Consider the following 23,163-nt stretch of genomic DNA (forward strand, 5'->3'; position numbering starts at 1 on the left):
GGCGCAAAAAAAGGCACCAGAAGAACCGTCCCTCTGGATCCCCTGGGCCTCGCGCTTCATTTTGTTTGTAAGGGGTTGTTTTGTAGAATGGTTTCTACTTCTTCATACCCTTCGAGAAAGGCAAAGTTATATCTGGCCGGCAGGGCAAAAACGTATTGATTATTTTGTCCTAGCACGGTTGGATTGATAGGTGCTGCCCCAATATGAAATTCTTCTTTTTCAAGTGAGGACCATTGGTTTAGGGTGAAAACCATGATGGGAATATCCTGTCTCGGTTTTTCTTCCGTCCATTCAGGGTGTCTAATGAATAGGAGTGGACCTTTTTCCATGCTTCCATTTTGTTGTTCATTCGTTGAAATGCCTTCCCAAGAATCAGAGACAATTTGATAACCTTCCCAACTTTTTGGTAACGTGAAGGTAAATCCATATTCATTATTTTTATAAACAATCGAGTCTGACGCCTTATCATCCGGTTCGTTCTGATTCGGAGGAGTTTGATCATCGTGATTGATTGAAGGTGGCTCTCCAATTTGTTGCCCCTGCTTATCAGAATCAAGGCCAGATGGTCGATCCTCATTTTTTGGAAAAACAAGAATCGCGAATAAGGCGATGGCAGCAACACTTGCCAAACCAACCGAAATCATCCTCCTAATTGCGCCGCTCCTCTTTTTCTTCTTTTCATACGAACGTGCAAATTGCAACAGATTTTCATGGATGGTATCTTGGGTTGTTTTAGGAAAGCTTTTATCAAAATCCGGTTCAGGTAATGAGCGGATTTTTCTCTCTAACTCCTTAAATTCCTTCATAGAGAAAGTCCTCCTATCCTTTTTTGTAAGGCCTTTAACGCCCGATGATAAGTGATCCTAACCTTATTTTCATTCCAATTTAATACCGATGCGGTTTCAGAAACAGAGAGTTCCTTAATGCCTCTAAGGATCACGACGTCTCGATAATTAGCTTTTAAAGATTGGATGGCTTCATAAAGCACTTGGTTATCTTCATATTGTTGAATAACTTCGTCAGGTGTATCCTGGTCTGTTTGCTCCTCCATGAACCAAATCATTTGCTTTACTCTTAGCCGCTTCCGTTTTCTCATTTCATCAATCCCCACATGGCGCGCAATGGAAAAAAGCCAGGTTTTTGGACTTGATTTGGCCTGGTACGTATCGAACCCTTTGATGGCCCGAATAAAAACTTCCTGCACAAGATCTTCTACATCACTTGAACCGATGTAATACACCAGATAATGGTATATATCTTTATTGTACAAGTAGAACCACTCTGAAATTTTGCTGCTAATCATCAGCTGGTCAACTCCATTTATCCTCTGATTTTTTTACTTATAAGTTAGTCGAATCAATGAAACATTTATTTCACATCTTACAATACTTTTGCTTTATTGGGACTATACTTATTTACAAGATTAGCAATTATAAGGAAAAAGGTAAAAAAAAACAAGAAGATAGAAAGTCATCTTCTTGTTAACTGTTTCCATATTAGTTCATCTTTCTTTAAAGCCACAGGGACGGTTCTCTTGGTGCAAAAGGGCACCAGGAGAACCGTCCCCATGGCCCTGTGGTCCCCCGGCCTCTTGCTCAAAACAAGTAATGCGATACGATTTTGATAAAGGCTTTCTGGCTGTTGAGCAGGGCCCTTTCATCGAAGTCGAATCTTGGATGGTGGTGCGGGTAGTGGGTGGCAGGATTTTCATTTTGCGCCCCTACTTTAAAAAAGGTGCCCGGCTTTTCCAGCAAGTAATAAGAAAAGTCCTCTGCCCCCATGGACGGCTGCATTTCGACTACGTTTTCTTCGCTAAAAACTTCTGAAAGCAAGCTGCGGACTGTCTGCGTTTCTTCCGAATGATTGAATAACGCCGGATAGCCGTTCAGGTAATCAATCGTATAGGAAGCTCCGAATGCCGATGCAATCCCATCAACGATGCTGCGAATCTGGTTTTCTACTTTTTTACGGACATCCTCATCAAACGTTCGGACCGTTCCCTCCAGAACCGCTTTATCCGCAATCACATTAAAAGCTGAACCGGATTGGAAAACACCAATTGTGACAACGGCCGATTTCAACGGATCCACGCCGCGGCTGACGATTTTTTGCAAAGCACTGACAATATCACTGCCGATGACAATGGAATCCACCGCTTCTTGCGGCCTCGCTCCATGTCCACCCTTGCCTTGAATATGAATGGCAAACTTATCGACGGCTGCCATTTGGTAGCCCTCGCCGACTAAAATTTTCCCTAATGGAGCCTGGGAATCCAAATGAATGCCGAATACATAGTCCACTCCATCTAGAACTCCCTCTTCCACCATAAACTTGGCGCCGCCCGGAGGAGTTTCTTCTGCTGGTTGAAAAATAAATACCACAGTACCCTTGAGTTTATCTCGATACTGGCTCAACACTTCGGCTGTGCCCAGCAGCGCGGAGGTATGGCCGTCATGTCCGCACGCATGCATGACCCCGGGATTCTTGGATTTGTAGGGAACCTCTTTTTCATCATGAATCGGCAGGGCATCAAAATCAGCTCTTAAGGCAATTGTTTTTCCAGGCTGGTCGCCTTTTAAGATCGCAATTAACCCGTTCCCGCCAATATTGGTTTTCACCTCTAAGCCAAAACCAAGCAATTTTTCTTTAATGAATTGAGCGGTCTTCTCCTCCTTAAACGACAATTCCGGATACTGGTGCATATACCGACGCCAGCCGACCACTTCCTGAAAATTCCCTTCGACTAATTCGTAGATCTCATTTAACAACGCTTGATTGTCTGCCATTTTCTCCCCCTCTTTTCCTTATGAAAAAGAAGCAAGAGGAACCCCCCAGCTTCTTTCACGGTACTACTTCAATTCATCTGGGATGAACCAGTAGTCATTTTTGTTGTGTTCTTTCATATAGTCTTTAAACTCGTCGGACTGATAAGCCGCTGCTACATCTTTCGCCCATTGGGAGTCTTTATTGGCTTTATCGACAACTGCAACTAATACTAAATGCGGCAGTATATCTTCTGAAAGCAATTTGCTGTCAGGATCGGTTTTGGATGCATACACGATACTTCCTGGAATGACACCATAGTCAACATCCTGCAAAGTACGTGGAATTTGGGCAGAATCCATTTCGACAATTTTCAAATTCAACGGATTATCGCCGATATCAGCAGCCGTAGCTTTCGCTAATTCCACTCCGTCTTTTAATTTGATTAACTTCGCTTTTTGCAACAGGGCATAAGCTCTGGCGGCATTGGACGCATCATTTGGAACGGCAATGGTGTCACCTGATTTGATATCTTTCAAAGATTTCTTTTTACCAGGGAAAATGCCGGCTGGTACTGTTGGAATCGGTGTAATGCTCACAAGGTTCGATTTAGAATTGGCATTAAAGTTTTCCATATACGCTGTATGCTGGTCAACGTTTAAATCAACGCCGCCATCTGCAAGCGCAACATCGGCTTGCTGCAGGTCGTTAAATTCTACTGCTTTAATTTTGTATCCTTTTTTCTCAAGAATTGGTTTTACACCATTTAGGAATAGCTCACTATATGGACCAGGTGAGGTCCCAACTTTAACTTCTTTTTTCTCCTTACTTGCTGATGCCGTTTTCTCTTCCTGCTTTCCGCAGCCGGCAAGAACCAAGGTAAAAATGGTTAAAAAGGCTAGTAATACTTTTAACTTTTTCATGTCTCTCTCCCTATTCGTGTCTTAATTTTTTTGCCATGCGATTTCCTATGCTTTGAATAATTTGAACAATAATAACTAAGATGATAACCGTTAAAATAATGACTGACGTATTAAATCGTTCATAGCCATATGTGATGGCTAAGTTCCCGATGCCGCCTCCTCCGATCGTTCCGGCCATGGCTGTTGCCCCAATCAATCCGATCGTGGCAGTGGTTAAAGCCAATATCAATGAACCAAACGCTTCCGGCAAAAGAAAGTAGCGGATAATTTGATACATGGAAGCATCCAGGGATTTGCCTAATTCAATGATTTCCTGACCAACCTCCAGCAGAGATGATTCCACTAGGCGGGCAATAAACGGCGCGATATATACAATCAGCGGCACGATGGCTGCGGTTGTGCCATACGTTTGTCCAACAATGATCCGGGTGAACGGTGTAATCGCGACCAGCAGAATGATGAATGGCAAAGATCGAAAAATATTAATAATTCCATTAAGCACAAAGAATACGATTTTGTTGGGCTTAATCCCATTTCCCCTGGTCACGACTAATAAGATTCCTAACGGAAGGCCAATAACCGCCCCGATAAACAAGGAAATAGAAACCATGTAAATTGTTTCGTAGATTGACTGGAGGATTAGCTCATTGCTCACCGTGTTCACAATATCACCTCCTCAATATCCACACCCTGATCGGCCACAAATTGACGGATTTGCTCCGTTTCTGATGGGTCCCCATAAAACACAATTGTGAAAATCCCCAATGTCGCGGCTTGCAGCTCAGATATATTGGCAAAAACTACGTTGAACTCCGCCTTAAATTTTTGGGAAATTTGAAAAAGTAACGATTGTGATGAGTTTTCGCCAAAAAACTTCAATTGGAAGATTTTCTTTTCCCGCGTCGATTGTTTTAGTTCTTTTACAATACTTTCTGGAATTTCATCATGAATGACGGTTCTGACAAATTCCTTTGTTGTCGGATTTTGCGGATTTCCAAACACGTCGGTGACATTCCCTGTTTCAATCACCTGCCCATGTTCCATGACGGCCACTTTGTTGCATAAATACTGAATGACCTGCATTTCATGTGTGATAATGAGAATGGTAATATTCATTTCTTGATTGATCCGCTTTAATAATTCCAGAATGGAAACGGTGGTTTTTGGGTCTAATGCCGACGTTGCTTCGTCACACAAAAGAATCTCAGGATCGGTGATGAGTGCCCTCGCAATACCGACCCGCTGTTTTTGCCCGCCGGATAACTGGCTTGGGTAGCTGCTCGCTTTATCATCCAAGCCGACGAATTCCAGCAATTCGTGAACCCGTTTTTTGATTGTTGCTTTATCCACCTTATTTAGCACAAGGGGAAGAGCCACGTTGTCAAATACAGTTTTTGAGCTTAATAGATTAAAATGTTGAAACACCATGTTAATGCTTTTTTTAATATGGGAAAGGTCCTGACGGTTCAAACTGCCGAGCTCTTTTCCCTTCACAAAAACCTTGCCTTCAGATGGGGTCTCTAACCCGTTCACCATGCGAAGAAGGGTACTTTTTCCGGCACCGCTATAGCCAATGATGCCAAAAATGTCGCCCTTTTCGATTTCCAGTGAAACATGGTTTAACGCCTTCATCTTTTTGCCTGATTGCTTAAACTCCTTGCTTATTTCTTCAAATCTGATCATGACACTCCCCCCAGCTGTCTGTACCACTTTCTCTTAATTCCGAGTTACCCTATCCGAAAAATAAGTTTTATAAACACGATTATTGCACTTATTAAAAAAAAGTCAATCCTTATTTAAAAATTGTAACAATTTTTAGCAGGACTTCGGGACATTACGCCTAGGTTTTTTGCACCAGTTTTGTCCCCATTCTTTGATTTTTAGCAAAAAAAAGAAGGCTCTCATTCAAGATAGGTATACCTTGAATCGAAAACCTCCAGTAGTCTGGCCGGTCCACGGAATTTGTCGAAATCTTCAATAACATATTAGACCTGATTATTCCCATATGTCAAGTGTGGATTAACCAAAAGTTTTACTTTTGTGATTTTATATAAATTTGTGTAAATTTCACATGCAATATGCCTGCAACATTTATTTATTATCAAAATTTTTCAACCATGCCTCGGCAAAGTCGACTGCTTCCTTAAGTGAAAAAAGACGACAATGTGCAGAACCCACTTTATTAGTTACTACTTTATTTTCTTGTTCGAAGTCTTTGCCAATCTCCTCGAACAATTCCTCCCTAAACTCCAAATCTTCAAATCCTTTCCAAACTCTTTCTCCTTCTATTAGTATAGGGGCACCCTTGCTTAAAATTTTCCGATAAGGAATCCTATATTCAGCAAGATGGAAACAAGTATTGCTGTCAAAATTAGCTCCCAACAATAATACGTAGGAATCAAGATGATAAAGTTTCCCTAGAGGAGACTGTTCACCTAGACCAAAATTGAGGCTTTGGCCGTCAATAATTTTATTTTTATCTTTCCCCCAAGCGATAAAGGAAAAGTTAGGATGGCTGCTTCTGATAACCCCTGGATAAGTTCGAAAAACTTCTACTATTTTCCCCAATCCTCTAGTGGTAGGCGTATAGTCCGCATTATAGGCTGGCATCGTTTCTCTAATAACCTTCCACCACTCCTTTGGAACAGGAGGGTTTTGCCATTCCGCAGGGTCTGATAATTCAACGGACTGGGAAGGCATCACGATCGTTCCCTCCTCCGTCACAACATCCATTAAAGCTTGAATAACAGCAACCTCTCCGCCATTTACCCATCCAATAGCTGACAAGGAGGAATGCACCATGACCGTCATTCCTTTACTCAAACCAAGAGCCCTTAAATCCTCAGCAATTGACTGTCTAGTTCTTGGAAAACTTGTACTCTCTATTAACGACTTCATTCCATACATCTCCAATAGTAGTCTATTAAACACAAAGAAACACAGGGCCGGTTCTCTTGTTGCAAAAAATGCAGCAGGAGAACCGTCCCCCCTGTTTCATGTTGTCTATTTTATTAGAGGTACGTTGATATAGCAATAAGCATCTAGGGGTCTAATTGCAGGAAGAATACTCGCCCTGCTTCACCTTTATTATTTCCCCACTTTTTTTAAAAAACCCAGTTGAAAACGACGAATTAGGACTTCGGCTGTACCAATGATTGTGAACATTGGGTACAGATACCGAGGGAATATCAAGTCATCCTCGGGCAATCTACAATAGTGCTTCAATCAAATGAATGAGGAGGAGGGACATATAGATGGAATTACAATTAGCATTAGATTTAGTCAATATACCTGAAGCCCTTGAGCTAATTAAAGAAGTGGAAGAGCATATTGATATTGTCGAAATCGGGACACCCGTGGTCATTAATGAAGGTCTCCATGCCGTAAAAGCTGTAAAAGATGCCTTCCCTGATTTAAAAGTATTAGCAGACCTAAAAATCATGGATGCTGCCGGATATGAAGTCATGAAAGCCTCTGAAGCAGGTGCAGATATCATTACCATCCTAGGTACAGCTGAAGATGAGTCCATCAAGGGAGCTGTGGCAGAGGCTAAAAAACAAGGCAAAAAAATCCTCGTCGACATGATTGCTGTAAAGGACCTAGCCGGACGCGCAAAAGAAGTCGATGAGATGGGTGTCGATTATATTTGTGTTCATACTGGATATGATTTGCAGGCAGTTGGAAAAAATTCATTTGAAGATCTTCACACCATTAAAAGTGTTGTAAAAAATGCCAAAACGGCCATCGCAGGTGGGATTAAATTAGAAACACTTCCTGAAGCAATCAAAGAAAAGCCAGAATTGATCATTGTCGGCGGCGGTATTACCGGACAAGCAGATAAAAAGTCGGCAGCAGCAAAAATGCAACAAATGATGAAAGATGAAATGGATGTACTTCACTAAAGATGCAAACCACTCAATATTTTGCAGAAATTCTTAACGAACTAAGCCGCTCGATTCTCTTAATAAAGGATGATGAAGCTGAAAATCTGTTAAACGGAATTCTTGAGTCCAAGAAAGTGTTTGTGGCTGGGGCAGGAAGATCCGGGTTGATGGCAAAATCCTTTGCCATGAGAATGATGCATATGGGAATTGATTCCTACGTTATCGGAGAGACGATAACCCCCAATTTTGAAAAATTGGATTTATTGATTATCGGTTCAGGCTCTGGTGAAACCAAAAGCTTAGTTTCTATGGCTGAGAAAGCTAAAAGCATTGGTGGAAAAATAGCCGCTGTTACCATCAATCCGACTTCCACGATTGGGCAGCTAGCCGATTTCACCATTGAATTACCCGGTGCTCAAAAAGACCAATCAGGGGACGATTATCAAACAATCCAGCCAATGGGTTCCCTGTTTGAACAAACCCTTCTGCTCTTTTATGACGCCATCATTTTACGGTTCATGGAGAAAAAGGGATTAGATACGAATAAGATGTATGGCAGGCATGCCAATCTTGAATAAAAGACGTTCCCCTGCAAAGACTAATCACGTTATTGAAAATAGAAAGCCACCCGTTAAGGTGGCTTTCTCAGAAGCATCAGGGACGCTCGAATTTATGAGATTCGTGTCCCATTTGGAACTCGCTCATCAGGTTTTAAAAGCACGACATCCCCGTCTTCAGGTACCCCGCCGATTACCAAAACCTCAGATTTAAACCCTGCAATCCGCCTCGGAGGAAGATTCACGATTCCTACCACTTGACGTCTACAAAGTTGTTCAGGCGTATATCTTCGTGTAATTTGAGCCGATGAATGCTTTATGCCGATCTCTTCGCCAAAATCAATTTCTAGTTTGATTGCCGGTTTTTTTGCTTCTGGAAAAGATGCGGCGCTAATGACTGTGCCCACCCGAATATCGAATGTAAAAAAATCCTCAATTTTTGCCATAGAAGACTTACCAACCCTCTTATCATTTAATTTTTAATGTTACTGTTTCCAACCCCTCTAGATTTTGGGGACGACTATAAAAAAGGATAGTTAAACTTATAGTAGAAAATTTCTTAAACATTTTCTTTACCAAGTTTAATATCCTTTTTATCCATTATGAAGCATTCTATATTTTTGCGGAGATAGTCCCTCACACTTCACAAACCATCTTGTAAATGAGAAAGAATTTTCAAAACGTAATTCCTCACTAATCTCTGACATGGACCATGCTGTTGACGTTAATAAATGTTTGGCCTCTTTCAAACGGAGTTCAGAGATATATACTTTTGGACTTTTCCCCGTTTTTTTCTTAAACCACGATGAATAATAAACAGGATGGAAGTGCTCTATTTTTGCTAAAGTTTCTAATCTAATGGGCTCCTTATAATGTTTATGAATGTATTCAATGGAAGGTGGTTCCGCGATGTGAAGTTTGTTGGTCACATATCTCGTTAAATTGACTAAAGCCGATATGTTTTCTTGATTATTTGCCTCTTCTAATAGCAAATAACGAATCGAGGTCCATTGCTGGTCCATCCGTAAATACATGTGGCTTGTGTTCTCTGGCAAATACTGTGTTGGAATGTCTAAGATTAAAAATTCATTTCTGTCCATAGAGCGGTAATTATGTACTAATTGGGGTGGAATATAAAAACAATAATCAGAGTTAAGATCGATTGCTTGCCTGTTCGTTTGGATTTCCAGGGATCCTTTTAACGGAAAAAGAAATTGCCCAAACTCATGTTGATGGGATGTAAATTCTCTCATATAGGACCTTATCTCACATGTTACTTGGTTTGCAGTTCCCATTTTCCACTTTCATCCAATTCCACCTCTACATTATAATATATTCCCATAAATAGATGGAATACAGTAAGAATCTTTTTGTACGAAATCTCCCGATATTCATTTCGATTGTAATAATAGGCTGTTCAACCTAATGGCGCATGTATTTTCGACAATGTTTAGAATATATTGTGTATAGAACATTTGAAGGTGAGTGATGATGATGTTAAAAAATACAATCCTTCACAGGTAGCAATGCGGAACGAAGGGGATAATCGCTAAACCGACTCCCTTTCATGAAAAAATATCATGGAGGGAAAAGTATATGTCTTATAGCACTTACGGCGAACTTTGTACAGAAGTGTATGATGTGACAAAACCAATAGGGTCCTTTTGGGGAATGGACTATTATCTTGACCGATTAAAAGAAGTCAAAGGTCCGATACTTGAGGCTATGGCAGGATCTGGCAGGATCCTCATTCCCCTTCTAGAAGCTGGCTTGTCGGTGGATGGTTCCGATTCCTCTCGCTCCATGCTCGCTTCATGCGAACAACGTTGCGCGGAACGGGGAATCACTCCCAATTTATATGAGGGTTCTTTGCAGGAGCTTTCCTTGCCAAATAAGTATGATGCGATTTTTATCGGAGGGGCCTCTTTTTTACTGATAGAAAATCGAGATGATTCCCTACAAGCCTTAGACCGCATCTATCACCAACTGAATAAAGCAGGGAAATTAATCATTGATTTAGAACTCCCCTCACCGGATTTAGAAATTGAAAGAATCAAGACAAGTACGGTTATTTTGCCAGATGGTCACATCATTACAATAGAAAATAAATTGGTAGAAGTTGATTGGTATAACCAATTTACCGTAAGCTATATCAAATATGAGAAATGGAATAATGGTGTTCTAGTGAATACTGAATTGCAGCGTTTTGCCTTACGATGGTATGGAATCGAAGAATTTAAGATGATTCTTGAAAAAATCGGATTCACCGACATAATTGTCTCTGCCGATTATCAATTTGGAAATCAGCCTACAAAATCCACAACTCTTTATACTTTTGAATGTATAAAGAGGTAATTCCCTATATTAGAAACGGCTTACTATAAAATTTTTTCTTATTAAACAAAAAGGGAATGGTTGTAAGCCATCCCTTTTTGTTTACATTATTCAAATGAACGGTCTTTGTCAAAATACGAGGAGTCCATTCTAGGTAAAAGTGAAGCAGGAGAACCGTTCCCCTGCTTCATTCATTAAAACGGATATTCCATGTCTTTTTCTTGTACGGATACCCATTTGGCTTGGGTGAATTCGTCGACAATCCATGGGTTGCCGAAGCGGCCGATTCCGCTGCCTTTCATGCCGCCGAATGGGGTGTTGGATAGGCAGTTGACGGTTTGGTCGTTGACGTGTGTCATGCCGGCTTCGATTTGGACGGCTGCTTCTTCACCGCGTGCTAAGTCACTGGTGAACACAGCCGAACTTAAACCATAGACGGTGTCATTTGCGATTTCAATTGCTTCTTCATCAGAAGATGCTTTGATTAGCGAAACGACTGGTGAGAATAATTCGGTTTGTGCTAGGTCGCTATCATTTTTAACGTTCCCAAAGATATATGGGGTTAACACATTGCCTTCGCGTTTACCTTCTAATAATAATTCCTGACCAGCCTCTTTTGCTTTTTCAATATAGCTTAAGGCTTTGTCCATTTGCACATGATTAATCAGTGGTCCAATTACAACGGAAGGATCTTTTGGATTGCCATATGGAACTTGTTTGGCACGTTCCACAAATTTGCGGGCAAATTCATCGTATAAGTCTTCATGAACGATAATCCGGTTAATGCTCATACAGATTTGACCTTGGTGTAAGTATTTACCCATGATGGCTGAGTTGACTGCTTGATTGACATCAGCATCTTTCAATACTACAAATGGATTGTTTCCGCCAAGTTCCAACGCGGTACGTTTCAACAATCCGCCAGCTACTCCGCCAATATGTTTACCAACACCAGTTGAACCAGTGAAGCTGATTAGTTTTGAATGTGGGTTCGTGATCATGGTATCGCCGATTTCAGGGATATCAGTAAGAATGGAATTGAACACACCTGCTGGAACGCCAGCTTCTTCAAATGCTTTCGCGATGACGGAACCGCCGGAAATACCTGTTTGAATGTCTGCTTTATGGACAACTGCGTTTCCTAATGCCAATGCTGGAGCAATGGTTCGCATTGATAAATAAAGTGGGAAGTTGAACGGGGAAATCGATGAAATGACGCCGAGTGGCAAACGATACACTTTGTTTACTTTACCAGGGATGACAGAGTCGACTGTCGTTGCTTTGTTCACTTGGTCGATCATTTTTAATGATTCTTCTAAATCAGCAATAGAAAAGGCAACTTCTACATTGCTTTTCAACACACTGCTGCCGGATTCTGCCACTAATACATCGACAATTTCTTGTTGGTGTTCTTTGAAATAAGCAATAACTTTTTCAATGACAGATCTACGAAGTTCAGGATTTTTGGACCATTCTTTTTGTGCTTTGTTGGCTGCTTCAAAGGCCGATTCTAATTGCGCCTTGGAAGCAATTTTAATATCGGCTACTACAGTATCGTCGAATGGATTTAAGTCGTTATAGACACGGCCAGTTTCGCCTTCAACCCATTCGCCGTTGATATAACTCTTGGTTAATGTAAAATATTGAGTCATAACAGGTTCCTCCTATAATGAAAGTTAATAAGACATTGTAATTATACTAAAATAATAATTCCTATCATTATAATGGACCCCTGTTCACAAATTTGCAACATTTTAGACTCGATGTACATTTGCTTATTATTGGTAATTAAGGAGGAACCGTGGATACCAAAGGGACGGTTCTCCACTGCAAACACTTACTATAATCACAAGAGTCTACGTTACCTAAATCCGATTTATTCAGTGTTTACGGTCACGTAGAGCCTGTCTACGTGACCCAAATCTAGTCTTTTTTCAATGTTTACGGTCACGTAGAGGCTGTCTACGTTACCCAAATCTAGTCTTTTCAATGTTTACGGTCACGTAGAGCCTGTCTACGTTACCCAAATCCAGTCTATTCTATGTTTACGGTCACGTAGAGCCTGTCTACGTTACCCCAATCTAGTCTTTTCAATGTTTACGGTCACGTAGAGGCTGTCTACGTTACCCAAATCTAGTTTTTCAATGTTTACGAGTCACGTAGAGAAGGGGGTGTCAAGTAACCCCAATCGGCATTTTTCAGTGTTTATGGACGGTTCTCATGGGACCACACGAACTATAAAAGAAAAAGTATGCCTTCAACATGGAAAGACATACTTTTTCACGTGATTTTCCCTTTTAAACAGGTTGTTCCAGCCACTTGACTATCGTTCCATTATTTCCGTTTAGCCAACCGAATGACATTCCAGGACAACCTAGGAAGCATAGCTGAAACCTTGCCATCATCCAACTTGGCATCTCCATTGGAGTGTGGCGCAACAGGCGTTCCTTTGGCTGAATTTGTTTGCTTTAGGTCATCATTTTCAAGAACAATATGCTCGATGACCCGATAGCCCTCAAAGTTGCGAATATCCACTTCCAATTCCAAGCCCTCCTGCAAATGACGGTTTACAGCAAAGATGGTCAGCTGTTCCTGTTCTTCATTATAAACAGCCGTTGATTCCAGGTACGGTACATCCGTGAAATCTTTGCTATCATATTTTGGGCTGGAAATGATCGGATTCAAGGCCACCCCTCTGCCATAAACAGAAGCGTGCATGTATGGATAAAAAATCGTTTGCTTCCATGCGACTCCGTTGTTTTCTGTCATAATCGGGGCAATGACGTTCACTAATTGGGCAAGACAAGCAATCTTAACCCGATCTGCATGCTTCAACAAGGTAATTAACATACAGCCCACCAATAACGCATCTTCAAACGTGTAAATATCCTCCAGCTGTGGAGGTGCAATGCTCCATGGCTCGATCTTTTTATCGGCCTCATGGCTGTGGTACCAGACATTCCATTCATCAAATGCCAGATTAATATTCTTTTTGCCGCGCTTCTTGGCTTTGATATAATCTGCAATCGCAATCACGGAGCGGATAAAATCATCCATTTCAAGAGAGCGGGCCAGATAATTAGCAATATCATTGTCAGGATTTCCATAATATTGGTGCAGCGAGATATAGTCTACATGATTGTATGTATAATCGAGTACAGTGGCTTCCCAATCGGCAAAGGTAGCCATTGACCGACTTGAACTTCCACAGGCAACCAGTTCAATGGTTGGATCCACCCACTTCATTACTTTTGCCGCTTCTTGTCCAATCCGTCCATACTCGACTGCGTTCTTGTGGCCTATTTGCCAAGTCCCGTCCATTTCGTTGCCCAGACACCAAGTCTTGATCCCATGAGGCTCCTTGACTCCGTGCGAGATCCGTAGATTACTATAATAAGAACCGCCCGGATGATTACAGTACTCAACGAGATTTCTGGCCGCATCAATGCCGCGGGTTCCAAGGTTTACGGCCATATTCACTTCTGCATTGACCAGCTTGGCCCACTTCATAAATTCATTCGTTCCGATTTCATTCGTTTCCGTCGTGCGCCAAGCCAATTCCAAACGGCGCGGGCGGTTTTCCACGGGACCTACCCCATCTTCCCAGTTATAACCGGACACAAAGTTGCCGCCAGGGTAACGGATCAGCGGCACCTGAAGTTCCTTTACCATTTCCATGACATCTTGACGGAATCCATTTTCATCCGCCTGAGGATGGCCAGGCTCATAAATGCCGCCATATACGGCACGGCCTAAATGTTCAACGAAAGAACCATAAATACGATGATCAATCTCCGAGATTTTAAAGTCTTTTTCCAAAATCATTTTTGCTTTTGCGGCGGACATACTGATTCTCCCCTCATCATCTCAAAATCCACTAGCCGGCACCATAAGAACCGTCCCCATGGTACCCCATGGTACCATACCAATATTCGGCAAAGATGAGTTAATTCCTCTATAGAAAGAGTGTGCGGGGAATTTATTGAAGTATTCTGTATAATAATTTTCCAACCCAGAGTGCTAGCAAAATCCAAATTAGGATGAATAGTATGGCAGTAATCCAGTTCTTGGGTTTGCCATTTTCCCTCATTTCTTCAGCCTTTTCTCTGTTTTCTTCAATAATGTAAGGTGGGATTAATCTTAGTGCCAGTGAAATACCCAGAGGAACAATAATCAGGTCGTCGAGATAACCCAATACAGGAATGAAGTCGGGGATTAGATCGATTGGGCTAAAAGCATAAGCCACTACACAAATAGCCACTAACTTTGCGTACCATGGGACTCTATGATCCTTGTAAGATAGATAAAGGACGAATAAATTCTGTTTAAGCTTTCTTGCGTAGCTTTTTAATTTAGTTAAAGTATTTTCCTGTTCCATCTAACTCCCCCCCTTGTTTACGTTACCACAGGGACGATTCTTCTGGCTCCTTGATATTCATAACATGGTGCCACCCTGCTTTATTTCCATACTCTTTTTATATGAAAAAATTTCTGGGCGTATCCCCAAACCGAGATGGGCGACATAAACATTTAATATGTCAATACATAGGCAAAAAAGTGGAAGATACTTTTCTAATTCGTAACTCTAACTTTTGAAACACCCTTCGTTCAATCATCCCTCTTGCCTATCTGCATCGTTGCCTTGCCAAATGGACAAACGTTTCAGGCACATCGGTAAAAGCAACAGCAAGAGGCTCGAAATAGACTTTGCCATTCATCCGCAGCAAGTGCCAGGTCAGAACGATATCTTCCCCGAATCTCCTGACCAGCCTGCATGGCCCTGCTGCTTGTTTCGTCAGTCGAGGCGTTATCAATCACGATAATTTTCAATTCCCCTTGATAATCTTGCTGGGCAATATACTGAAGGGTATCGCGAATGGTTTTTTCTTTATCTTTACAAGTGATCAAAATGGAGTCGGGGTCGGTTGGATGGTGTACCTTGCGTCCAGGTTGTTTATCAATGAAAGGGCTCATGACCAGGAAGGCATTTAAATCCCCAGGTATATAGGCGATCGCAGCGATGATGGATATTGATTATTAATGCAACGATTCCAATCAGATTCCCTAAACGAAAAAAAAAAAACGAATCCATAGCATATCCATAACTTCCAAACGACTGGAATATAGTAGTGTATTTTGGATATTATTCCAATTACTCAGCAATCATTCCCCATAGAAAAATTTAATAACCTTTACTATTAACAAGGCTATCCCATTTATCCAAAACAGACTGAGTTTCCATTTCCTTTCTATAAATAAAAGTGAAGTAGTACGCCTGGCAAAGGCTCTGAAAACAGTTCGTCACCAAGAAGTGTCTACGTGACCCAAAACAGGACTTTTCAGTGTGAATGGGTACCACAGGGACGGTTCTTATGGCTTCTTGATATTCACAATATGGTGCCAATAGAACCGTCCCCATGGCTTCATACGACTGGCAATATAATATGTGATGGGTATATTTCTTGATGGTAAATGGTTTGCTCTGCTGTTTGATGCACATTGCTGGAGATCATGGTGTCTCCTGTATTTACGTTGGTATCATATCTAGGAAAATTGCTCGATGAAATTTCTACTCGGATACGGTGGTCTGGCAGGAAAACGTTGCTTGTTGGCCATAGGTCGATGGTATACTCTAAAATCTCATTTTGGATCTGCTCCCCTTGGTCGGTGCCATTCCGATATTTTGCCCGTACAACTCCGTCCGTTAAATTATAAGCCGTGCCGTCTGGGAAAACGTCGACCAGCTTCGCGGTAAAATCGGTATCGACTGCACTCGTCTTGGCCCACAGCTTCACTTGGACCGGACCCGTCACTTCAAGTGGCTTCGCTAAAGGTTCAGAGGTGTAAACCAGCACATCCTCTCTCGCCTCTAACTGACGCTGATCCTTCGGTCCCATCGTTTGGACTCCAGCATACAAGGTTCCCCCGCCATTGGTAGGCACCGGATTGGCTGGATCATAAACAAACATATCCTCCGGTTCATCCAGCAGCGGCTTCTCCCAGCTTAACCATCCATCTCCAAACCGGGAATTCGCCTTACCCTCACTGTGTAAGTAATAAGGAACATACTTGGCTCTCGCTATCGGCCATTCCTGCTCATCCCGCCATTCATTGATTCCCATGACAAACAGCCGGACCGGCGCCTCGTCCCTAAGCACCGTTTCTTCGCCCTTTAGCCAATGATCAAACCAGCGAATATGCAGGGCGGTTAAATCATCTTTCCCGTCAATCCAGTCGCCGGAAGCCCGTAGCCCAAAATTCCGCTCGCCAATTACTGAACTGAATACCCCGTGCCCCCACGGACCGATAATAAGTTTTTGCATCGCCTGCCCCTGTTTTTTCAGTTCCATATAGTTTTTTAAGGTGGACTGTAAAAGGTTATCGTACCAGCCAGCGATATGATAAGCAGGAAGCTGGATTTGGTGGTATTTTTCCAAAATGCTCATCCGCTGTGCCATTTCGTCGGTCACGTTTCCTTCCAGCATATCAAAGAAATATGCAGCCGCACCAAGCTCCTTCAGCGGCGGCCATTCCTGAACCGGCTTATACGAATACCATTCTTCCAACCGATCGTAGTAACCTGCCATTTTTTCCATCAGCATCCTATACTCATCCGAATCTCCATATTTTCTCCTCAGCTCTTCTGGGGCAACCGACTCCAGCGCCCATGTTTCTGAGGAGGCCACCAGGAATTTCCCGCCTTTATCCAGCGAATTATTCCGCCAATCATTTAATGTCATTGCCGGTACCATCGCCTGCAGATGCGGCGGTTGCTCCGTTGCCGCCAGCAACTGGGTAAATCCATAATAGGACAACCCGAACATGCCTACTTTTCCATTAGAATAAGGCAAGGAAGCAGCCCATTCTACCGTATCATAGCCATCCTCCGCTTCGTATAAAAACGGATAAAACTCGCCTTCTGAATGAAACCGGCCCCTTACATCCTGGACTATCACGACATAGCCATTTTGCACCATCCGATGGGTATCCAAGTAGCGGTGCGAATAGAACGGCAAATCCTTATTATAAGGAAGCCGCGTCAGCAGCACCGGAAACTCCCCTTCCTGATGGGGACGGTAGATGTCGGCATATAGGGTAACTCCATCACGCATTTGACAAGGCACATGCTTCTCGACTAAAATCTTCATATTTAAAATGTCCTCCCTTTCTTTTTAAAAGGCTGTTTTCCTGCTTTTGTTTCACACAGAAAAAATAATATCAATATTTGGAATTTACATTAGCGACCGACCCGGCGTTTTTTTCAAGCGTTCGGTCGGTAATAAAGGCTATTAACGACCAATCCAGCTTTTTTTTCGAGCGTACAGACGTTAATAAAGGCTATTGGCGACCGTTCTGAAGTTTTTCCCGCGAGATCAGTCGGTAAGAAAGATTGATTACCGACCGATCCTTCATCCTTTCCAAGAGTTCAGTCGGTAATAATTGGCCACTGTTAATTTAGGAAATATTAAAAAAGTCCATCCCCACCTACCGGTCGGAATGGACTTCAAACTTAAGCGGCCTGTTCCTTCAATTGACCAGCTTTTCTTTTTTTAATGGGTGACAGCTTTCGCTCCAGCCAGCCCATTACCACATCGGCAATCACAGCCATTAACGCAGTGGGAATGGCACCTGCCAAAATAATCGGTGTTCCGTCCGTGACATTGGTTCCACGCAGGATAACGTCACCCAATCCTCCGGCACCAATAAAAGTCCCGATCGTGGCAATCCCGATGGTAATAACCAAGGCGGTTCGAAGCCCGGCCATGATGACCGACATCGCCATCGGCAGCTCGACCATCCGTAGTACCTGAAACTTGGTCATCCCCATTGCTTTTCCCGACTCCAATAGCGCATGGTCCACGTTGCGTATCCCGGTATAAGTGTTTTTTATAATCGGCAATAAAGAGTAAAGGAATAAGGAAAAGACGACCGTATTGGTTCCAAGTCCCATCACGAGCATAAGCACCGCCAGCATCGCCAAAGCCGGAATCGTTTGGATAATATTCGCCAGTGAAATCACCCAGGTGCTGAGCTTCTTGTATCGTGCAATCAGAATGCCAACTGGAATCGCAATAATAGCAGCAAACAAGACGCCGTAAGCAGACATCAGAAAATGCCGATAAAACTGTTCCCACACATAAGCCGCATTTTGTGAATAGTAGTAAACAATATCATTGATGGTTTCCATGAGGTCACCTCCTATTTTTTATCTTCAAAATAATCGTGTTCTTCTAAGAATTGCTTTGCAATAATCGACGGTTCCTTCATTTCCCCGTCCGCTTCATAGTTTAATTCCTGCATTTTTTCCGTACTGATGGTTCCGGCAAGCTTTTGCAGGATGTCCTTTAACTCTGGATGGGCCTTTAACACCTCATTGCGTGTTACGGCAGACGTATCATAGGGAGGGAAGAAATGCTGATCATCCTCTAACACCTTTAAATCATAGGCGGCGATGCGGCCGTCAGTGGTATACGCAAGAACGACATCCATTTTCCCATTCGCTGCTGCCTGGTAGACTAAGCCAATCTGCATCGGAAAGGTTTTGCCAAATTCAAAACCGTACTCTTTGACAAAGCCCTCATAGCCGTCCCCTTTCCGCTTTAACCAGGCATTATCGACACCCAATTTCAGATCAGAAACAAGCGGTTCTAAATCGGAAACCTTATTCAAGTTTTCTTTTTCCGCCAGCTCCCGCGTCACCGTAAACGCGTAGGAGTTGGCAAAGCCGTATGAATCAAACCAAGTTTGGTCAAATTGTTTTTGGAATTCGCGTTTGACGATTTTAAGTGCTTCTTCCGGGTCCTTGACTGGATCCATCGCCAAGGCGCCAGCCAGGTCCGTCCCGGTATATCGGGTGGCCGAAATATCAATATCTCCGTTCATCATCGCCTGATGCTGAACGATGGAAGAGCCTAAATTATTAACCATTTCCACTTTCGCATCCGAGTAATGTTCAATCATCAGCCGGACGATATTCCCCATAATTTGCGATTCCGATGTCCCCATCGTTCCGACCTTAATCGTATTATCAGCCGCTCCGCTCAAGCCGGGCAGCGAGCAGCCGCTCATCACAATCGCCAGTGCCATCGTAATGGCAATCAACAAATGTCTTTTTTTCAACATATCCATCCCCCCCTATGCAGCTTCTCTCATCTTTTTCATTCCTTTAGGGGTTACCCAGCCTTCTACTTTTCCTAAAAGAAGATCGGTCAATAAAGCTAACAATGTAACAGGAACCGCACCGGCAATAATAAATTCAGGCTGATACAAGTTCAGGCCGCTGAAGATGTAATCCCCAAGACCGCCGCCGCCAATAAACGAAGCCAAGGTGGCCCAGCCGATTAAATAAACCGTCGATAAGCGGATACCTGCCATAATGACAGGGATGGCCAGCGGCACTTCCACATAGCGTATCCGTTCCCATCCAGTCATACCCATCCCGCGCCCTGCTTCTAGCAGGCTTTTTTGCACGCCATTCACGCCCGTATACGTGTTCCTCAGGATAGGTAGGACCGAATAGAAAAATAAAGCAATAATAGCTGGTGTTTTTCCGACACCTAATAGAGGAATAAAGAATGCGAGGATCGCGAAGCTTGGAAAGGTTTGAATCACTCCTAATACGCCCATCACAAAACCGGCGCCTTTTGGAAACCGCGTTAACGCTACTCCAAGAGGAACGGCGATCAGGATGCCGAGCAAGGCGGCAATCACCGAAATATATAAATGCTCCCATGTTTTATACAGCATTTCACTGCCGTTCATACTGAAAAATTGTAAAATCGTATCCATATCGGCTCCCTCCTATCCTATTTTTGTCCATTCATCTTCGCCCCAAATAGAATCATAGACGATATCTACTAAACTAGCTCTGGTGACAATTCCGACAAGGCGATGTTTGTCATCCACAACCGGAACATATTTCATTCCGACTTTTAATATTTTTCGTACCGTATCACGCACAAGCGTCTGTTTTTCGACGGTGAAAATATCGGTTTCGACGACATCCTTGACCAAGCTTGCCTTTTTCCGCTTTTGGTCAATAATCTCTACATCAATAAAGCCTTGCAAGTTCTTCAACTCATCCACTACCAGCAACGAATCGACGCGGTGCTGCTTCATTAATTGGATGGCTTCCGATAAAGTGCGGTCGCCTGTAATCGTGACTGGACTTGGATTCATAATCTGCTCGACCGTTTGAATATTCGGCCTTGCCTGAACGAGACGATCCTTTCCGATAAATTCTTCCACAAACTCATTAACAGGATTGCGCAAAATTTCATCCGGTGTATCGCATTGGACAATTTGCCCGTCGCGCATAATCACGATTCGGTCAGCCAATTTCAATGCCTCATCCATATCATGGGTAACAAACACAATCGTTTTTTCCAGCTTCCGTTGCAGCTTTTTGAATTCTTCCTGCAGGGAATCCCTGGTGATCGGGTCTAGTGCGCCAAATGGCTCATCCATTAAAATCAGCGGCTGGTCGGCTGCCAATGCCCGCAGTACGCCAATCCGCTGCTGCTGGCCGCCGCTCAGTTCATGCGGATATTTTTCTAAATAATCGGGTGTCATATCAACAAGTGTTAGTAATTCTCGTGCCCTCGCACGGCGTTTGGCTTCGGGGACTTTCAATAGTTTTAATACAAGGGAGATATTTTCTTGAATGGTCATATGAGGAAATAAACCAATCTGCTGGATCACATACCCGATTTCTCTTCTTAGCTGGACCGGATCGCTTTCCATGATGTTTTTGCCATTAATATAGATGCGTCCCTCAGTGGGCTCAATTAAGCGGTTAATCATTTTCATTGTGGTCGTTTTGCCGCAGCCGCTCGGCCCGATAAAACAGATGAATTCGCCTTTTTCAATTTCCAGGTTTAAATCCTGGACCGCTCGTTTTCCCCCTTTGTACACCTTTGAAACGTGGTCGAATTTGAGCAAGTAAAGCACCTCCATGATTTGTTATAGAAAATAAAAAATTATCTATATTTAGTGTAAAGTATAATTTGTAAAATAAAAAGTTTACGAATTACACGTATTTTATAAAATTTACGTAAAATTTATATTGTATAAGAGTTGGTACCGCTTTTTCTTAAAAATACGCCCAATTCCTCCCGAATCCTATTGTGTTTGCTTTTTCGAAATTTTGGTAAATTATGATATAGTGGCAACGAACATGGATGAACTGGAAGGGTGAATTTCTTTGGATGAACGACCATCGGGAAAATTAAAACAGATTGAGGAACAGTTTGTTGAAAAAATCGCCGACAACATGCACACATACGGGGTCTCGCCTACGGTTGGACGGGTGCTCGGCATTATCTATATGAATCGAAGGCCAATGACATTGGACGAACTATCAGAGGAAACCGGAATGAGCAAAACCCGGATGAGTCAAGTTGTCCGCGAAATGGTCGATTTAAATATTGCGGAAAAAGTGTTTGAAAAAGGAGTCCGCAAAGATTTATACAATGTAGAACAGGATTATTATCAGACTTTCGTCTCATTGTTCACCTCCAACTGGCAAAAAACAATTCAGAAAAACAAAATGTTTGAAAAAAAGATGTCTGCTGAATTGCAGACCTTTCGGGAAAACGAACCGCTCAATGAAGAGATGGAACAAAAGATTAATGTGCTCCTCAAAGAAACGAAAGAATGGCTCGACTATTATCAATGGTTAGCCCGTCTCGTTGAATTCTTTGACAGCGGTGAAATCTTTAAGCATGTTCCAAAGCCATAAAGCTTAAATGAGTAACAAAAAAAGAAAATGGAACTTAACCCATTTTCTTTTTTTTATCATTTTTTGAGGAGGAAAATATATGCAAAAGAAAGTCATTGTAACTTGTGCTCTAACAGGAGCAGGAGATACCACCAAGAAAAGCCCCTATGTTCCGATTACCCCTGAGGAAATTGCCCAATCCGCCATTGACGCCGCTAAGGCGGGTGCCACCATTGCCCATATTCATGTCCGCGACCCCCAAACAGGCGGAATCAGCCATGACCCCGCATTGTTCCAAGAAGTGGTCGAACGCATCCGGGAATCGGAAACCGACGTCATCCTCAACCTCACTTCCGGCGGAGGCGGCGACTGGATTCCCAGCGAAAACGATCCAACTGCCGGAGGACCGGGATCCGATATGCAGACACCGGAAGAACGCCATGAGCCGATTGCGCGTTTGCTGCCCGAACTTTGTACGTTGGATTGCGGAAGCTTGAACTTTGGCGACCAGCTTTACATAAGCACGACCGACTGGCTGCGGCAGCAGGCCCGCCTGATTCAACAAAGCGGGGTCAAACCCGAACTGGAATGCTTCGATACAGGACAGCTCCGCTTCGCCCAGCAATTAATTGATGAAGGACTGATTGACGGCGACCCGATGTTCCAGTTTTGCCTGGGCATCCCGTGGGGAGCGGCAGCCGATGCGGAAACGATAATTTATATGCGCGACAAACTTCCGAAAAATGCTCACTGGTCCGCTTTTGGCATCGGGCGGATGCAAATGCCGATGGCCATTCAGTCAATGCTGTTAGGCGGCCATGTCCGAGTCGGGCTCGAAGACAATCTTTATTTGGATAAAGGTGTGCTGGCCACCAATGCCCAGCTAGTAGACCGTGCCGTCAGCATCATGACTGGACTGGGCACAGAACCGATGACCCCTGCGGAGGCACGAACCCATCTAGGATTAAGAAAGGCGGAATAAG

Annotated in this window: 23 protein-coding genes; 5 read left to right on the plus strand and 18 right to left on the minus strand. The window is 43.0% G+C overall.

Annotation, left to right across the window (positions count from 1 at the left end):
- Positions 1-56 precede the first annotated feature (56 nt).
- From BN2425_RS16875 to BN2425_RS16905, 7 genes are all read right to left on the minus strand, one after another.
- Entirely contained in the window at positions 57-806 is a 750-nt protein-coding gene (locus tag BN2425_RS16875; protein ID WP_052352923.1) for a hypothetical protein, read from the minus strand.
- Positions 803-1,303 (minus strand): RNA polymerase sigma factor, encoded by a 501-nt coding sequence (locus tag BN2425_RS16880; RefSeq protein WP_042461906.1) that lies wholly within the window; start codon positions 1,301-1,303, stop codon positions 803-805. Before BN2425_RS16880 ends, BN2425_RS16875 begins: the two co-directional genes overlap by 4 nt.
- 292 nt (positions 1,304-1,595) lie before the next feature.
- Positions 1,596-2,786: a M20 family metallopeptidase gene (locus BN2425_RS16885; RefSeq protein WP_042461908.1), complete on the minus strand. Its 1,191-nt coding sequence runs from the start codon at positions 2,784-2,786 to the stop codon at positions 1,596-1,598.
- Between the two features lie 63 nt (positions 2,787-2,849).
- Positions 2,850-3,686: a MetQ/NlpA family ABC transporter substrate-binding protein gene (locus BN2425_RS16890; protein WP_042461910.1), complete on the minus strand. Its 837-nt coding sequence runs from the start codon at positions 3,684-3,686 to the stop codon at positions 2,850-2,852.
- Between the two features lie 10 nt (positions 3,687-3,696).
- Positions 3,697-4,296: a methionine ABC transporter permease gene (locus BN2425_RS16895; protein WP_042462260.1), complete on the minus strand. Its 600-nt coding sequence runs from the start codon at positions 4,294-4,296 to the stop codon at positions 3,697-3,699.
- Between the two features lie 50 nt (positions 4,297-4,346).
- Positions 4,347-5,369: a methionine ABC transporter ATP-binding protein gene (locus BN2425_RS16900; protein WP_042461912.1), complete on the minus strand. Its 1,023-nt coding sequence runs from the start codon at positions 5,367-5,369 to the stop codon at positions 4,347-4,349.
- Positions 5,370-5,777: 408 nt separating this feature from the next.
- A complete protein-coding gene (locus BN2425_RS16905; RefSeq protein WP_042461914.1) occupies positions 5,778-6,584 on the minus strand; it encodes an aminoglycoside N(3)-acetyltransferase in 807 nt (268 codons plus the stop codon).
- A gap of 356 nt (positions 6,585-6,940) precedes the next feature.
- Between BN2425_RS16905 and hxlA the strand changes: the two genes are divergently transcribed.
- The gene (gene hxlA / locus BN2425_RS16910) at positions 6,941-7,588 is read left to right on the plus strand and encodes a 3-hexulose-6-phosphate synthase (protein ID WP_042461916.1); all 648 of its coding nucleotides are present in this window, start codon (positions 6,941-6,943) and stop codon (positions 7,586-7,588) included.
- A 2-nt stretch (positions 7,589-7,590) separates the two neighbouring features.
- Entirely contained in the window at positions 7,591-8,148 is a 558-nt protein-coding gene (gene hxlB, locus BN2425_RS16915; RefSeq protein WP_042461918.1) for a 6-phospho-3-hexuloisomerase, read from the plus strand.
- Positions 8,149-8,240: 92 nt separating this feature from the next.
- Here the strand turns inward: hxlB and csaA are convergent, their stop codons facing one another.
- On the minus strand, positions 8,241-8,573 hold the full coding sequence (gene csaA, locus BN2425_RS16920) for a chaperone CsaA (RefSeq protein WP_042461920.1): 333 nt from the start codon (positions 8,571-8,573) through the stop codon (positions 8,241-8,243).
- A gap of 147 nt (positions 8,574-8,720) precedes the next feature.
- Positions 8,721-9,380 carry an AraC family transcriptional regulator gene (locus BN2425_RS16925; RefSeq protein ID WP_235714673.1) on the minus strand — a complete coding sequence of 220 codons (660 nt, stop codon included), beginning with the start codon at positions 9,378-9,380 and terminating at the stop codon, positions 8,721-8,723.
- 343 nt (positions 9,381-9,723) lie between these two features.
- Between BN2425_RS16925 and BN2425_RS16930 the strand changes: the two genes are divergently transcribed.
- Positions 9,724-10,482 carry a class I SAM-dependent methyltransferase gene (locus BN2425_RS16930; protein WP_042461923.1) on the plus strand — a complete coding sequence of 253 codons (759 nt, stop codon included), beginning with the start codon at positions 9,724-9,726 and terminating at the stop codon, positions 10,480-10,482.
- A gap of 173 nt (positions 10,483-10,655) precedes the next feature.
- Here BN2425_RS16930 and BN2425_RS16935 read toward each other — a convergent pair whose 3' ends face one another.
- The 9 genes from BN2425_RS16935 to BN2425_RS16975 all read right to left on the minus strand — a co-directional run bounded on the left by BN2425_RS16935 (position 10,656) and on the right by BN2425_RS16975 (position 21,402).
- Positions 10,656-12,113 carry an aldehyde dehydrogenase family protein gene (locus BN2425_RS16935; RefSeq protein WP_042461925.1) on the minus strand — a complete coding sequence of 486 codons (1,458 nt, stop codon included), beginning with the start codon at positions 12,111-12,113 and terminating at the stop codon, positions 10,656-10,658.
- A 682-nt stretch (positions 12,114-12,795) separates the two neighbouring features.
- On the minus strand, positions 12,796-14,307 hold the full coding sequence (gene arfA, locus BN2425_RS16940; protein WP_042461927.1) for an arabinosylfuranosidase ArfA: 1,512 nt from the start codon (positions 14,305-14,307) through the stop codon (positions 12,796-12,798).
- A 133-nt stretch (positions 14,308-14,440) separates the two neighbouring features.
- On the minus strand, positions 14,441-14,839 hold the full coding sequence (locus BN2425_RS16945; protein WP_042461929.1) for a YkvA family protein: 399 nt from the start codon (positions 14,837-14,839) through the stop codon (positions 14,441-14,443).
- 284 nt (positions 14,840-15,123) lie between these two features.
- Entirely contained in the window at positions 15,124-15,435 is a 312-nt protein-coding gene (locus tag BN2425_RS16950) for a glycosyltransferase (RefSeq protein ID WP_042461930.1), read from the minus strand.
- A gap of 449 nt (positions 15,436-15,884) precedes the next feature.
- A complete protein-coding gene (locus BN2425_RS16955) occupies positions 15,885-17,618 on the minus strand; it encodes a CocE/NonD family hydrolase (RefSeq protein ID WP_081798104.1) in 1,734 nt (577 codons plus the stop codon).
- A 353-nt stretch (positions 17,619-17,971) separates the two neighbouring features.
- A complete protein-coding gene (locus tag BN2425_RS16960; RefSeq protein WP_042461935.1) occupies positions 17,972-18,649 on the minus strand; it encodes an ABC transporter permease in 678 nt (225 codons plus the stop codon).
- Between the two features lie 11 nt (positions 18,650-18,660).
- The gene (locus BN2425_RS16965; RefSeq protein ID WP_406603200.1) at positions 18,661-19,584 is read right to left on the minus strand and encodes an osmoprotectant ABC transporter substrate-binding protein; all 924 of its coding nucleotides are present in this window, start codon (positions 19,582-19,584) and stop codon (positions 18,661-18,663) included.
- 12 nt (positions 19,585-19,596) lie between these two features.
- The gene (locus tag BN2425_RS16970; RefSeq protein WP_042461938.1) at positions 19,597-20,250 is read right to left on the minus strand and encodes an ABC transporter permease; all 654 of its coding nucleotides are present in this window, start codon (positions 20,248-20,250) and stop codon (positions 19,597-19,599) included.
- A gap of 12 nt (positions 20,251-20,262) precedes the next feature.
- The gene (locus BN2425_RS16975; RefSeq protein ID WP_042461940.1) at positions 20,263-21,402 is read right to left on the minus strand and encodes a betaine/proline/choline family ABC transporter ATP-binding protein; all 1,140 of its coding nucleotides are present in this window, start codon (positions 21,400-21,402) and stop codon (positions 20,263-20,265) included.
- 262 nt (positions 21,403-21,664) lie between these two features.
- Here BN2425_RS16975 and BN2425_RS16980 point away from each other — a divergent pair, with 262 nt between their 5' ends.
- Positions 21,665-22,201: a GbsR/MarR family transcriptional regulator gene (locus BN2425_RS16980; protein WP_042461942.1), complete on the plus strand. Its 537-nt coding sequence runs from the start codon at positions 21,665-21,667 to the stop codon at positions 22,199-22,201.
- A 79-nt stretch (positions 22,202-22,280) separates the two neighbouring features.
- Positions 22,281-23,162 carry a BKACE family enzyme gene (locus tag BN2425_RS16985; RefSeq protein ID WP_042461944.1) on the plus strand — a complete coding sequence of 294 codons (882 nt, stop codon included), beginning with the start codon at positions 22,281-22,283 and terminating at the stop codon, positions 23,160-23,162.
- Position 23,163: the final 1 nt, after the last annotated feature.

It is taken from the genome of Neobacillus dielmonensis (assembly GCF_000612665.1).
Taxonomy (GTDB): Bacteria; Bacillota; Bacilli; order Bacillales; family Cytobacillaceae; genus Neobacillus; species Neobacillus dielmonensis.